Annotated in this window: 17 protein-coding genes and 1 pseudogene; 6 read left to right on the forward strand and 12 right to left on the reverse strand. The window is 60.8% G+C overall.

From position 1 onward, the window contains the following. Nucleotides 1-27: 27 nt before the first annotated feature. Together purT and BN1137_RS01655 are read right to left on the reverse strand one after the other, a co-directional pair. On the reverse strand, nucleotides 28-1,206 hold the full coding sequence (gene purT, locus BN1137_RS01650) for a formate-dependent phosphoribosylglycinamide formyltransferase (RefSeq protein WP_050716933.1): 1,179 nt from the start codon (nucleotides 1,204-1,206) through the stop codon (nucleotides 28-30). A gap of 73 nt (nucleotides 1,207-1,279) precedes the next feature. Continuing rightward, nucleotides 1,280-2,170 carry a DMT family transporter gene (locus BN1137_RS01655; protein WP_050717128.1) on the reverse strand — a complete coding sequence of 297 codons (891 nt, stop codon included), beginning with the start codon at nucleotides 2,168-2,170 and terminating at the stop codon, nucleotides 1,280-1,282. Between the two features lie 226 nt (nucleotides 2,171-2,396). On the opposite strand from BN1137_RS01655, the gene BN1137_RS01660 reads away from it, so the two are divergent. After that, nucleotides 2,397-2,984, forward strand: coding sequence for an FMN-dependent NADH-azoreductase (locus BN1137_RS01660; RefSeq protein WP_050716934.1), 588 nt, complete (start codon nucleotides 2,397-2,399; stop codon nucleotides 2,982-2,984). An 81-nt stretch (nucleotides 2,985-3,065) separates the two neighbouring features. Here the strand turns inward: BN1137_RS01660 and BN1137_RS22670 are convergent, their stop codons facing one another. The 4 genes from BN1137_RS22670 to BN1137_RS01675 form a co-directional block, all read right to left on the reverse strand. Continuing rightward, nucleotides 3,066-3,242: a hypothetical protein gene (locus BN1137_RS22670; protein WP_198150578.1), complete on the reverse strand. Its 177-nt coding sequence runs from the start codon at nucleotides 3,240-3,242 to the stop codon at nucleotides 3,066-3,068. Nucleotides 3,243-3,397: 155 nt separating this feature from the next. After that, complete coding sequence (locus BN1137_RS01665) at nucleotides 3,398-3,586, reverse strand: DUF4250 domain-containing protein (RefSeq protein WP_050716935.1); 189 nt, start codon at nucleotides 3,584-3,586, stop codon at nucleotides 3,398-3,400. Then, nucleotides 3,583-4,053: a MarR family winged helix-turn-helix transcriptional regulator gene (locus tag BN1137_RS01670; RefSeq protein WP_050716936.1), complete on the reverse strand. Its 471-nt coding sequence runs from the start codon at nucleotides 4,051-4,053 to the stop codon at nucleotides 3,583-3,585. The genes BN1137_RS01665 and BN1137_RS01670 overlap by 4 nt, the downstream gene beginning before the upstream one ends. 150 nt (nucleotides 4,054-4,203) lie before the next feature. Then, nucleotides 4,204-5,436, reverse strand: a complete 1,233-nt coding sequence (locus BN1137_RS01675) for a UPF0149 family protein (protein WP_050716937.1) — start codon at nucleotides 5,434-5,436, stop codon at nucleotides 4,204-4,206. Between the two features lie 272 nt (nucleotides 5,437-5,708). On the opposite strand from BN1137_RS01675, the gene BN1137_RS01680 reads away from it, so the two are divergent. Continuing rightward, nucleotides 5,709-6,593 (forward strand): CvfB family protein, encoded by an 885-nt coding sequence (locus BN1137_RS01680; protein WP_050716938.1) that lies wholly within the window; start codon nucleotides 5,709-5,711, stop codon nucleotides 6,591-6,593. Beyond that, complete coding sequence (locus BN1137_RS01685; RefSeq protein WP_050716939.1) at nucleotides 6,594-6,905, forward strand: DUF1289 domain-containing protein; 312 nt, start codon at nucleotides 6,594-6,596, stop codon at nucleotides 6,903-6,905. 49 nt (nucleotides 6,906-6,954) lie between these two features. Here BN1137_RS01685 and BN1137_RS01690 read toward each other — a convergent pair whose 3' ends face one another. Beyond that, nucleotides 6,955-7,278, reverse strand: coding sequence for an HI1450 family dsDNA-mimic protein (locus BN1137_RS01690; RefSeq protein WP_050716940.1), 324 nt, complete (start codon nucleotides 7,276-7,278; stop codon nucleotides 6,955-6,957). Nucleotides 7,279-7,436: 158 nt separating this feature from the next. Here BN1137_RS01690 and BN1137_RS22990 point away from each other — a divergent pair, with 158 nt between their 5' ends. After that, nucleotides 7,437-7,565, forward strand: a complete 129-nt coding sequence (locus BN1137_RS22990; RefSeq protein WP_269745103.1) for a hypothetical protein — start codon at nucleotides 7,437-7,439, stop codon at nucleotides 7,563-7,565. Here BN1137_RS22990 and mtgA read toward each other — a convergent pair. The 5 genes from mtgA to minC all read right to left on the reverse strand — a co-directional run bounded on the left by mtgA (nucleotide 7,562) and on the right by minC (nucleotide 10,665). Further along, complete coding sequence (gene mtgA / locus BN1137_RS01695; protein WP_050716941.1) at nucleotides 7,562-8,332, reverse strand: monofunctional biosynthetic peptidoglycan transglycosylase; 771 nt, start codon at nucleotides 8,330-8,332, stop codon at nucleotides 7,562-7,564. The genes BN1137_RS22990 and mtgA overlap by 4 nt on opposite strands. Beyond that, the gene (locus BN1137_RS01700) at nucleotides 8,317-8,643 is read right to left on the reverse strand and encodes an HI1450 family dsDNA-mimic protein (RefSeq protein WP_083443332.1); all 327 of its coding nucleotides are present in this window, start codon (nucleotides 8,641-8,643) and stop codon (nucleotides 8,317-8,319) included. The genes mtgA and BN1137_RS01700 overlap by 16 nt, the downstream gene beginning before the upstream one ends. Nucleotides 8,644-8,836: 193 nt before the next feature. After that, entirely contained in the window at nucleotides 8,837-9,103 is a 267-nt protein-coding gene (gene minE, locus BN1137_RS01705) for a cell division topological specificity factor MinE (RefSeq protein WP_005311265.1), read from the reverse strand. Nucleotides 9,104-9,105: 2 nt separating this feature from the next. Then, nucleotides 9,106-9,918 carry a septum site-determining protein MinD gene (minD, locus tag BN1137_RS01710; protein WP_050716943.1) on the reverse strand — a complete coding sequence of 271 codons (813 nt, stop codon included), beginning with the start codon at nucleotides 9,916-9,918 and terminating at the stop codon, nucleotides 9,106-9,108. Nucleotides 9,919-9,936: 18 nt separating this feature from the next. Continuing rightward, a complete protein-coding gene (gene minC / locus BN1137_RS01715) occupies nucleotides 9,937-10,665 on the reverse strand; it encodes a septum site-determining protein MinC (RefSeq protein ID WP_050716944.1) in 729 nt (242 codons plus the stop codon). A 106-nt stretch (nucleotides 10,666-10,771) separates the two neighbouring features. On the opposite strand from minC, the gene BN1137_RS01720 reads away from it, so the two are divergent. Together BN1137_RS01720 and BN1137_RS22775 are read left to right on the forward strand one after the other, a co-directional pair. Continuing rightward, nucleotides 10,772-11,050: a YcgL domain-containing protein gene (locus BN1137_RS01720; RefSeq protein WP_033132010.1), complete on the forward strand. Its 279-nt coding sequence runs from the start codon at nucleotides 10,772-10,774 to the stop codon at nucleotides 11,048-11,050. Beyond that, nucleotides 11,050-11,175 (forward strand): annotated as a pseudogene (locus BN1137_RS22775) (lytic murein transglycosylase); the annotation flags it as partial. The gene BN1137_RS01720 and the pseudogene BN1137_RS22775, both read left to right, overlap by 1 nt.

Raw genomic sequence — 11,175 nt, forward strand, 5'->3', positions numbered from 1 at the left:
CCGGATCATGTGGGGGACGGCATTCGCTTAAAAAACGACCTCGACCCGGGCGGCGACCGCCTTGGCCTTTTCCACCGCCTCTTCGCATTTTTGCCCTCGGGCAAGCGCCACCCCGAGCCGGCGGCGACCGGCGATCTCGGGCTTGCCAAAGAGCCGCAGCTGGGCGCCCGGCACCAGGCTCAGGGCCTCGCCAATGCCCTGATAGCGGATGTCCTGGCTGTGGCCGTCCCGCAGCACCACGGCAGACGCACTCGGCCCGTACTGGGTGATGCGGCCGATGGGCAGCCCCAGGATGGCGCGCACATGCAGGGCGAATTCGGAGAGATCCTGGGAGATGAGCGTCACCATACCGGTGTCGTGGGGGCGGGGGGAGACCTCGCTGAACCAGACGTTGTCACCCTGCACGAACAGCTCGACCCCGAACAGGCCATGGCCGCCGAGGGCCTCGACTACCTTGGCGGCTACTTCCTTGGCGCGAGTCAGGGCCAGCTCGCTCATGGCCTGGGGCTGCCAGGACTCGCGATAGTCGCCATCTTCCTGGCGATGACCGATGGGATCGCAGAAATGAATGCCATCCACCGCCCGTACCGTGAGCAGGGTGATTTCGTAATCGAAGGGCACGAAGCCCTCGACGATCACCTTGCCACGACCGGCGCGGCCCCCTTCCTGGGCATAGGTCCAGGCGTCATCCCGTTTGGCAAGATCGCGCAGCAGGCTCTGGCCCTTGCCAGAGGAGCTCATCACGGGTTTGACCACGCAGGGCAGGCCGATGGCCTCTACCGCGGCGTCGAACTCTTCCTTGCTCTGGGCGAAGCGATAGCTGGAGGTGGGTAAGCCCAGCTCTTCGGCGGCGAGGCGACGGATCCCCTCCCGGTTCATGGTGAGCTGGGTGGCGCGGGCGTTGGGCACCACTCTCACCCCTTCTTGCTCAAGCGCCGCCAGGGTATCGGTGGCGATGGCCTCAAGCTCGGGGATGATGAGGTCGGGTTTGACCCGTTCCACTAGGGCGCGCAGGGCGGCGCCATCGAGCATGTCCAGCACATGGGCATCGTGGGCCACCTGCATGGCGGGGGCGTTGGGGTAGCGGTCGGCGGCGATCACCTCGATGCCGAGGCGTTGCAGCTCGATGGCGACTTCCTTGCCAAGCTCCCCCGAGCCCAGCAGCAGGGCACGGGTGGCAGCGGGGCGGGTGGCGGTTCCAAACATGTGATCTCTCCTCAGGTCGATGGCCGCAAGACGGCCAATGAGCGGATAAAAAAAGAGGCACGCATGGCGTACCTCAGGAAACGGATTTGTGAGCGCGCTGCTCGAGATGCGTCAGCAGCGTGATGGCGCCGATGATGATGGCGGCGCCGAGCCACAATCGGCCCGGGGGCGCCCAGCCAAACACCAGCCAGCCTGCCAGCACGTTCATGGGCAGCTTGGCGAAATCGAACGGCTGCACGAAGGAGGCCTCGGCCACGCTGTAGGCGCGGGCGATGGACATCTGCGCCAGCGCCGAGAGCACGCCGGAGGCCGCAACCAGCAGCCACTGGGTCTCGGTCGGCCATTGCCACTCCGGCAGCGCCAGCATGGCGTTGAACGGGGTGCTGAAGATGAGCAGGTAGACGACGATGGTGTGGGACGACTCGCTCGCCGCCTGATAGCGCACCAGCAGGGAGTAACCGGCCCAGAACAGGGCGGCCGCCACCGGCAGCAGGGAGGCCATGCTGAAGTCATCGGTCCAGGGGGCCAGGATCAGCATGGCGCCGACAAAGCCCGCCAGGGTCGCGAGGATCCGGGCCCGGCTCACCTGCTCCTTGAGCAGCAGGGCAGACCCCAGGGTGGCGAACAGCGGCGAGGTCATCAACAGGGCGATGCCCTGCCAGATGGGGATGGGCACCGCCAGCGCCCACAGCCAGAACTGGATGCCGATGACCGCCAGCAATACTCGCAGCAGGTGCATCCGCAACTGGTTGGTCATCAGGGATTGGCGCAGACCGTGGCGTATCAGCCAGGGCAGCAGGCAGATCAGGGCGATCAGGTACTGGTGAAAGGCGACCTGGGTAGAGGCGAGGCCGAGGGTGAAGCTGACGTACTGGCTCAGGCTGTTGACGGCGGCGAAGCAGAGGCCTGCCACCATCATCCAGATTGCGCCGGCAAAGGGGGAGTGCCTGCGTGAGGGTTCCATGGGATCCGGGGTCATGCAAAAAAGTGCCGCGGATCATAACGGCAATCGTTTGTTCTGCCAAGGGCAGGGTGCTTGGCGAGTACCCCGTTGGCGAGGAAATGCACAGTCATCAAAAAATTTGAACAAGTTGAGCATCTATTTTCGCTATCAGGGTCGAAAGCCAGTGTTTATAGTGACCTCCATCGACAGTGCGACTGTCCAATTGATAACCAAATGGAGTCTTACCATGGCCAACATCCTCGTACTCAAGTCCAGCATCCTGGGCGAATACTCCCAATCCAACGCCCTGATCGACGGCTTCCTGGCCGATCACCAGGATGACAACATCCAGGTACGTGACCTGGCTGCCCTGAACCTGCCTGTGCTGGATGGCGAGCTGGCCTTCGGTTTGCGCGGTGGTGAGAACCTGAGCGAGCGTCAACTGGCCGTGCTGGCACAATCCGACGAGCTGGTTGCCGAGCTGAAAGCGAGCGATCTGGTAGTGATTGCTGCGCCAATGTATAACTTCAACATCCCGACTCAGCTGAAAAACTGGATCGATCTGGTGGCGCGTGCTGGCGTGACCTTCCGTTACACCGAGACCGGCCCGGTCGGCCTGGTGGAAAACACCCGTGCCCTGGTGGTCAGCCCCCGCGGCGGCATGCACGTAGGCGCAGCCACCGATCTGGTGACCCCTTACATGCGCACCGTGCTGGGCTTCATCGGTATCAACGAGGTGGACTTCATCTACGCCGAAGGCATGGGCATGGGTCCGGATGCCCAGGCCAAGGGTATCGAGCAGGCCAAAGAGCAGCTGGAAGCCCTGGCTATCTAAGCCGCTCACACTCTGCCAGACAGAAACAACAACGCAGCCCTCGGGCTGCGTTGTTGTTTTCCGCTGCCTTCAAAAGCTGCGTCATTCCTGCAGGAAGTGGCGGCAACCGCTGACCAGCATCAGGCAGACCGCCACCAGGGATCCCAGCAGCAGGCTGCTGAGCCACTGTTCGGCATTGTCAGGCAAATGGGGGGAGAAGAGGCTGATCGTGAAGAGGGCACTGATGATGATCAGGCTGGTCTGTCGGGTCATGATCATGGGGTCGTCCTTGGCTGATGGTGCTTGAGTGATGCTAACCACCGAGTGTGACAGCCTGATGTATCCATACCTCAGGCGGCGCTCGGCATTGGTTGTCACCTTAGCAGCTTTTGCCGCCAGAGCCAGTCCCATGGGACAGCTTGTGATCCGGATCCCTATCTGAACTGTTTTTGATCAGCCTGGTAGTGAAAATCACCGCTGGCGAGGCGGGCTTCCAGGGCCGCCTGATCGAGATCCTGCGCCTTGCAGAGATCGTCTAGATCATCGTAACGATCGCGCAGCTGCATGTTGACTAGGCTCAGCAGCATGTTGACGTCCATGGTGGCAAAGTTCTTCAGATTCATGGCTGTTGCTCCTGATCCAGCAGGTGCAACTGCTCGATGGCGTCGCTGACGCTTTGCAGGTGCAGGCGGATGGTTTCTCGCGCCTCGGCCGGCAGGTAGTCGGTGAGGGTGTGTTGCCAGCTGCCCGCTTCGGTCTTGAGCTGCTGGAACAGAACCAGCCCGGCGTGGGTGAAGGAGACCAGGCTGATGCGCTTGTCCTGGGGGCTGCTCTCGGTAAACAGGATGCCTTTCTCCACCAGCCGGTGGATTTCGCGGGAGATCCGTACCTTGTCCATCCCGCTCGCCTCGACCAGCTCTTTCTGACTGATGGGGTAGTTGGGGCCGAGCACCATCATCAGGCGCCATTGGGGCACCGTCAGCTGATAGCGTTGCTGGTAAAACTGTTCAAAGGTATCGCGCACCATCTCAGCGGCGTGCACCAGCTGGTAGGGGGGATAGTGAGCGAGCAGCTCTATGATCTTTGACATATGACATCCTGCTGTGGCGGCTGCATCGAGTGCAGTTTCTCTTGATACTTTGAACTTGATGATACGTAACACAAGGACTTTTGTCTGAACAAGCACCAGAAAAGTGTGCGTTCGCGCACGTGTTAGGGCACGAAAAAAGTGTTAAAGGTTTCAATTGGCTGTTTTTTTCGCACTTTTTCGTAACCAGATCAAGGCATTGTGCGCCAGCCAAGCCTGCTTGCTCTGCAGTGTATAGAGCACAGCCTCGTCGCGGCTGCCCCCTTGCCAGTGCTGCGGCTCCTGCTTTGGCAGCTTGCGCTGACCCAGCAAGCAGGCGGGGACATGGGGGTTGGCTCTGATGGCTGCGGCCAGATGAGGGGCGGCGGCCGCTTCCCCTTCCCGGGCAAAGATCATCAGCGCCTGGTTGTAGCGCAACCAGCAGGAGTCCTCATCGAAGCGCACCAGCAAGGCGCTAAGCGCAGTCCAATCCCCTTGCCGGGCATAGAGGCTGGAGAGGGGATGGCGGCAACCCGGCTCATCGGCCACGCAGAGCGTCAGCAGGGCGAGATATTCGGCCCGCGCATCGGCAAGTTGCCCCAGTTGCAACAGGCAGTCGGCCCGGCCAGCCCTGGCCGCCAGCAGGGGGCGAATCTCTTCGGCGCCCCAGCCATGACCTGCTGTGCTTTGCCAGAAGGCATCATCGAACAGGGGCGTAGCATCTGCGATGATGTGCTCAAACCAGCCAAGGCGGCTCACAGGCTCGCGGCACGCCGCGGCCTGCTCGAACCATTGCTGCCACTGGCGCGTCTGCTCGTTGTCGAGCGGCGCTTGCACGGTCGGATGAGGCAGCCCCTGATCCAGGGTGAGCAACTGGTTGAGCGCCGTCTTCATCTGCTGGCGCTGACGCTTGCAAAAATCCATAAAAGGCAGTTCGCTGCCCGCCGCCTGATGCAGCATATGGGCCATGGGCTGGTCGCGAAACAGGCAGAGCTCGGCAACCAGGCTGTAGCGACGTTGGGTGACGGGATCGTTCAGATCGGTCGGTTTGGGCCAGCCAACGAATCCCAGACTGAAGCCGTAGCTCCATTGGCCGAGGGGGTGATGGCGTGTGAACACCTGTTCTGGCGTCTCGCTGGAGAGGCGGCACTGGCTTGGCAAGCTGAGCTGGCCTGCATCGGCCTGACTTTCCAGATCGGCGATGAGATGCTGCAACGCCGCCGCGCTCTGGGCATCCAGCTCACTCTCATCGGCCAGCATGCCAGCGAGGGGAGCCTGCCAGTCGGGCGCCTCGGGCCCCGCCAGCCGGGCGCAGAGAAAACCGTGCAACGCCGGGTAACTCATCTCCTGCCCGCTCTGGTGCTGGATCCATTGATTGAGATGACGGGTACGAGTGGCTGGGTTCATCGGCGCTTCCTCTGAATTTTACGGCGGCGTAGTCTACCTAAAAATGGGGTCAAATGCAGCACGCGGGCGGCCGAATGGGGTTAATATCGCCGATGAGGGACCGGCTTTGCGCGAAAATCCCGTGCGGGAGTGGGCAAGGGGCTAGGTCCTGTCACGGCTCTGGGGTAACATGCGCGCCTGCATGAAAAATGACGCTGGCTGTCATCTCCCACGGGATGACAGGGGCAATGCGCATCTATATTACGGGCACGAAATGCGGGCCCATCCGGATATTGAAAGAAGAGATCACCATGTTACAGATTGGCAAGATGAACACCCTCACCGTCGTTGAACTCGAAGACCGAGGCGCCTGGCTCGCCGCGGGCGAATATGGCGAACTGCTGCTGCCCAAGCGCCAGCTGCCGGAAGGCGTGGCCGAGGGGACAGAGGTGTCGGTCTTCCTTTATCTGGATGCGGATTGCGAGCCGGTGATCACCACCGACAAGCCGTTCGCCATGGTGGGCGACATCGTCGGCCTCAAGGTGATCAACGCCAACAAGATCGGCGCCTTCCTCGACTGGGGCATGAAAAAGGACTTGTTCGTGCCCAGCCGCGAGCAGAACAAGCCGATGCAGGTAGGCCACGTCTATCTGGTGCACCTGATGCTGGATAACGAGGGACGCATGGTGGGCACCAGCCGCCTCGAGCGCTTCCTCAGCACCGATGTTCCTCCCTTCAAGGCCGGTGACGAAGTGACGGCGCTGCCGGGTGAGCACACGCCGCTCGGCATCAAGGCGGTGGTCAATGGCCAGTACTCCGGCATGCTGTTCAAGAATGAGGTGTTCGGCCGGGTGATGACGGGTCGGCCGCTGACCGCCTGGGTCAAGCAGGTGCGTGACGACGGCAAGCTGGACCTGACCCTGCAAAAGCCAGGGGTGGATCGGATGGATGATGCCGGTGGCCGCATCCTTACCCGTCTGCAGAAACAGGGTGGCACGCTGGCGGTGGGTGATAAGAGTGAACCCGAGCTCATCTACAAGATGTTCAACATGAGCAAGGGCACCTTCAAGAAGGCTATCGGCGGGCTCTACAAACAGGGCAAGATTGTCATCGAAGACAACAGCATCGTTCTGGTCGATGCCGGTAAAACCGATGGCAGTGAAGGGAGCGAGGCATAAGTGCCAAGCCCCTGCGTCGGTGACTGCCGGGCCAGGGATGGGCTCTGTCTCGGCTGTGGCCGCACCCTGACCGAGATAGGTCAGTGGTCAGCCATGGACAGCGCGGCCCAGCTGGCGCGGATGGCCGAGCTGGACGGGACTCGCAGCTCCCATCAATGCCCGGGTTGTGGTGAACCGGCGTTTTGCGCCGTGTCGGCCGGCGAGAGCATCTCGGCCTGCTGGTGCAGCCAGTTGCCTGCCTTGCCGATGAGCGAGGCGAGCGCCTGCTGGTGCCGCCGCTGTCTGGCCAAGGCCATCGCGCTGCAACCCTGAGCAGGGATGCTGAACATCAGAAACGAGAAAGGCGCCAATGGCGCCTTTCTTATGCCTGCTGCTGGCGGTGCCAGCGCACATGCACCTCGTGCTCGGTTTGATTGCGGGGCAGCAGGAAGGTGGCGTAGATCACCTCAAACTCCTCCTGATGATCCAGCAAACCGACCCACACCTCGACCCAGCGCTCCATGTCGACCGGCACACCGAGCTCGCGTGACCAGTCGGCATTGGGTAGGGTTGCCTCGACGGCGCCACGCTGCTCGAATTCGAGGGTGATATCGACGATTTGTTCGGGGGCCAGCATGTCGGCGGCCTGCTCGAGAAACTGATCATAGGCCCACTCGACCAGCTGATCCGGGCTGCGTTGTTCCATGAAATCACTCCAGATACATCCAGGTTCGCCACTGTAGCAATTATTGGAGATGGCGACCAGATCGGGCTCAGGGACATCGGGGCTACCCAAGGGGCGCGTCAGGGCATAAGGTTAACAGACCTGCCTTCATTCAGTGGCAGGATGATGGTGTGAGCAGCATGAAACGACGACAGCACAGGCGGCAGATCAAGCGGCGACGGGAGACCTGGTGGTGGCATTACCTGCCGCTGCATCGGGAAACCATTGGCGGCCATCTGGGGCCGGCGGCAAAGTCCGCCGAGCCCTAATCGGCGTTTTGTACCTTGTTGAGCGTTACCTGGCCCAGTTGCCCCATCTGACGGCGGATCCAGGCCGAGCGCTGCTGCACATAGGGGGAGGGCGGCTGAACCCGATAGCGCCAGGGGTTGGGCAGGGCGGCGGCCAGCAAGGAGGCTTCATAGCGCGTCAGACGGGCCGCTGGCTTGCCAAAGTAGTGCCTCGCGGCCGCTTCGGCGCCGTAGATGCCGGGGCCGAACTCCACGATATTCAGATAGACCTCGAGAATGCGGGCCTTGTCCCAGCCCAGCTCCATCAACAGGGTAAACCAGGCCTCAATCCCCTTGCGCAGGAAGCTGCGATCGCTCCACATGAAGAGATTCTTCGCCGTCTGCTGACTCAGGGTGCTGGCACCGCGTACCCGTCCACTGTGCTGGTTGTGCTTGAACGCCGAGCTGATGGCGTCCATGTCAAAGCCGTTGTGCTCGGCGAAGCGCTGATCTTCGGCGGCGATCACCGCCAGCTGCAGCTCTTTTGAAATCTGCTCGAGCGGCACCCAGTCATGTTTGACCTCGGCCACCTTGGCGGGCGGGAACAGGGCTCGCTCGATGCGCCAGGTCCACATGGGAGGATCGATAAAGCGCAGCAGCGCCACCGAGACGATGGTGCTGAGCAGCGCGGCCAGCAGCAACTTGGCGAGCCAGCCCAGCAGGCGGCGCATCAGCGGCGGCCGAACGGGGTCAGACTCCCAGGCATACTGGCCAGGATCATCGGGGTCGGGAATTATTGGGGTAGCCATTCGATGTGGCAGAACTTCTCGTCGACCCGGCGGGAGAGCAACATGCGGGCGAACAGGTGCTCATACTCTTCTTCTGCGTTGCCAAGGCCGATCCAGATCTCGGCATACTCTTCATCGTTCACCGCAAAGCCGACGTCGGCTTCCCAGTCATCGGCGGGATCGCTCTCGGCGAGCAGACCACGGTTGTTGAACTCCTGGTTGAACAGGGCAATCTCCTGCTCCGGCAGGTTGTCGGAGGCCAGCTCCATGAAGAGTTCGAGGGCGGTTTCGAGCAGTTCCTCGACGCTGTGCATTTCGTCATTCAAAGACATAAGTCATCTGTTCCAGAGAATAAACATAAGAAGCCCCGTCGTGAGCGAACGGTGGCGCGCGGTATTCTAGCTGGCCCCTCGTCCCTTGGCGAGCCGCAGCAGCGTGCTGATCGGATTTGGGACAATAAAAAACCGGATCCTGCTACAGGATCCGGTCTTCATTGGGGGAAGGGGTCACGCATGGGGCGTCAGCTCATCCCTTCTTGTCATCGGCGAAGGTGATGTTGAGCTCGAGGACCGACAGCTCATCACTCTTCTTATCGAGCTGGACGGTGATCTTGTCCGGATCGATCTGCACATATTTACGGATCACGTCGAGGAGGTCCTGCTTGAGCTGGGGCAGGTAATCCGGCCCCCCTCTGGATGAACGCTCGTGCGCGACGATGATCTGCAACCGCTCTTTGGCCAGTTGTGCGGTGTTCTGTTTCTTGTTGGAACGAAAATAATCCAATAATGACATGTTTAACTCCCGAACAGTCGGCTAAAGAAGCCTTTCTTCTCTTCTTCCAGAAAACGAAAATCCTTGGTGTCGCCCAGCAAGCGGGAGACGGCATCGTCATAGGCCTGACCGGCATCGGACTCTTTGTCCAGAATGACCGGCTCCCCCGAGTTGGAGGCGCGCAGCACCGCCTGGGACTCCGGGATCACCCCGAGCAGCTTGATGGCCAGGATATCCTGTACGTCCTGCACGCTCAGCATGTCGCCGCGGTTGACGCGGGTCGGGCAGTAGCGGGTCAGTAGCAGATGCTCCTTGATAGGATCTTCGCCACGTTCGGCCCGGCGGGACTTGGAGGCCAGGATACCGAGGATGCGATCCGAGTCACGCACGGAAGAGACTTCCGGGTTGGTGGTGACAATCGCCTCGTCGGCGAAGTAGAGCGCCATCAGGGCACCCGATTCGATGCCGGCCGGGGAGTCGCAGACGATGTAATCGAACTTCATCTCTGCCAGCTGATCCAGGATCTTCTCGACCCCTTCGTGGGTCAGTGCATCCTTGTCCCGGGTCTGGGAGGCGGGCAGAATGAACAGATTTTCCGAGCGTTTGTCTTTGATGAGGGCCTGATTGAGATTAGCTTCACCATTGATAACATTGACAAAATCGTACACCACGCGCCGCTCGCAGCCCATGATGAGATCCAGATTTCGCAGGCCAATGTCAAAATCGATGACCACTGTCTTGTGGCCACGCTGAGCCAAACCGGTGCTCAGGGCCGCGCTGGTTGTGGTCTTGCCAACGCCACCTTTACCCGATGTAACGACTATGATTCGCGCCATTCTCGCTTCCTTGTAACTCTATTTGATACGGTCTATACGGAGTTGTTCGTTGTCCAGCCGGATATGAACCGGCTCTTGGATCAGGCCTGCCGGCAATGCATCGCTCAGCTGGAAGGTGCCAGCGATGGAGAGCAGCTCGGCCTGCAATTGTTGGCAATAAATGCGGGCCCGGGTGTTGCCCTTGGCCCCTGCAATGGCTCTGCCACGCAAGGCGCCATAAATATGGATACTGTCGTCGGCGATGACTTCGGCGCCCGGACTGACCGAGCCCAGCACCACGAGCGAGGTGCCAGCGGCATACAGCTGCTGACCGGAACGCACCGGCCCTATGTGCACCTTGCTCGGCACCAGGGGCGCCGGTGCGGGGGCGACAGGCGCCACCTCGAGCTTGGCCGGTGGTGGCGTAGGTACAGGTTGCGGTTCAGGCTCCACCTTGCGGCTCTTGCCCGACACCATGACCGCCAGCCCTGCGGCCTTTGCCGCCGTCTTCATCGCCTCGTCTCGGGCCCCGGTGATACCGACCAGCACGAAGTCTTCCGACTCGACCAACTCCCTGAGTTGTTCGAAATCCGGGATCTCTGCCAGCTGTTCCACGTTGATGACGAGGGGGGCACAATTAAAAAACTGGGGGGCCAGCGCGACTTTGGCCGCCAACAATTGACGGATCCGCGCCGGATTGCCATCGCTGAGATGCAACACAGAAATAGTGAAGGTAGTCCCTTTCAATTCGTTATCGCGTTCAACCATGAATCTTCCCCGAACCGAGACGGTAATACGTTATTGTTATTCAATTCCTGATGTTATAGTTTGCCACCATCAGAGGCAATAAACCCGTCGGATTATATCAATTTCCATGTTGTGTGCAGTCTATAAAAGTCGCAAAAAAGCCGAGACCTATCTTTTTATTGAAAGAAGAGAGGATTTCTCCCGTGTGCCAGAGGCACTGATGAGTACCTTCGGTCGACCCGAGCTGGTCTTGATGACCAAATTGGACCCGGCCAAGCCCTTGGGGATCGCCTCGACCGAACGGGTGATGGAGGCACTCAAGCAGCAAGGCTTCTATTTGCAGGTGCCGCCGCCGCCGGAGAATTTACTGGAGCAGCACAAGGCGCAATTAAAGGCCTCATCCTGATGCAGGGTCGGCTGGCACTGTTATTGTTGGGCGGGCTGTTAAGCGCGCCGCTGCAGGCTAGGCCCGATTTTGAACAGTATGTGGCGGGGCTCAGACAGGAAGCCTTGGCGGCCGGGATCCCGGCC

It is taken from the genome of Aeromonas tecta, from assembly GCF_000820185.1.
GTDB lineage: Bacteria > Pseudomonadota > Gammaproteobacteria > Enterobacterales > Aeromonadaceae > Aeromonas > Aeromonas tecta.

Bases quoted from the DNA above. Each gene is read 5' to 3' on its own strand.
- BN1137_RS01665 (WP_050716935.1), bottom strand. From the start codon at position 3,586: ATGAATCTGAAGAACTTTGCCACCATGGACGTCAACATGCTGCTGAGC.
- BN1137_RS01675 (WP_050716937.1), bottom strand. From the start codon at position 5,436: ATGAACCCAGCCACTCGTACCCGTCATCTCAATCAATGGATCCAGCAC.
- minD (WP_050716943.1), bottom strand. From the start codon at position 9,918: ATGGCGCGAATCATAGTCGTTACATCGGGTAAAGGTGGCGTTGGCAAG.
- purT (WP_050716933.1), bottom strand. From the start codon at position 1,206: ATGTTTGGAACCGCCACCCGCCCCGCTGCCACCCGTGCCCTGCTGCTG.
- BN1137_RS01660 (WP_050716934.1), top strand. From the start codon at position 2,397: ATGGCCAACATCCTCGTACTCAAGTCCAGCATCCTGGGCGAATACTCC.
- mtgA (WP_050716941.1), bottom strand. From the start codon at position 8,332: ATGGCTACCCCAATAATTCCCGACCCCGATGATCCTGGCCAGTATGCC.
- BN1137_RS22670 (WP_198150578.1), bottom strand. From the start codon at position 3,242: ATGATCATGACCCGACAGACCAGCCTGATCATCATCAGTGCCCTCTTC.
- minE (WP_005311265.1), bottom strand. From the start codon at position 9,103: ATGTCATTATTGGATTATTTTCGTTCCAACAAGAAACAGAACACCGCA.
- BN1137_RS01720 (WP_033132010.1), top strand. From the start codon at position 10,772: ATGTTGTGTGCAGTCTATAAAAGTCGCAAAAAAGCCGAGACCTATCTT.
- BN1137_RS22990 (WP_269745103.1), top strand. From the start codon at position 7,437: ATGAAACGACGACAGCACAGGCGGCAGATCAAGCGGCGACGGGAGACC.
- minC (WP_050716944.1), bottom strand. From the start codon at position 10,665: ATGGTTGAACGCGATAACGAATTGAAAGGGACTACCTTCACTATTTCT.
- BN1137_RS01690 (WP_050716940.1), bottom strand. From the start codon at position 7,278: ATGGAACAACGCAGCCCGGATCAGCTGGTCGAGTGGGCCTATGATCAG.
- BN1137_RS01670 (WP_050716936.1), bottom strand. From the start codon at position 4,053: ATGTCAAAGATCATAGAGCTGCTCGCTCACTATCCCCCCTACCAGCTG.
- BN1137_RS01700 (WP_083443332.1), bottom strand. From the start codon at position 8,643: ATGTCTTTGAATGACGAAATGCACAGCGTCGAGGAACTGCTCGAAACC.
- BN1137_RS01655 (WP_050717128.1), bottom strand. From the start codon at position 2,170: ATGGAACCCTCACGCAGGCACTCCCCCTTTGCCGGCGCAATCTGGATG.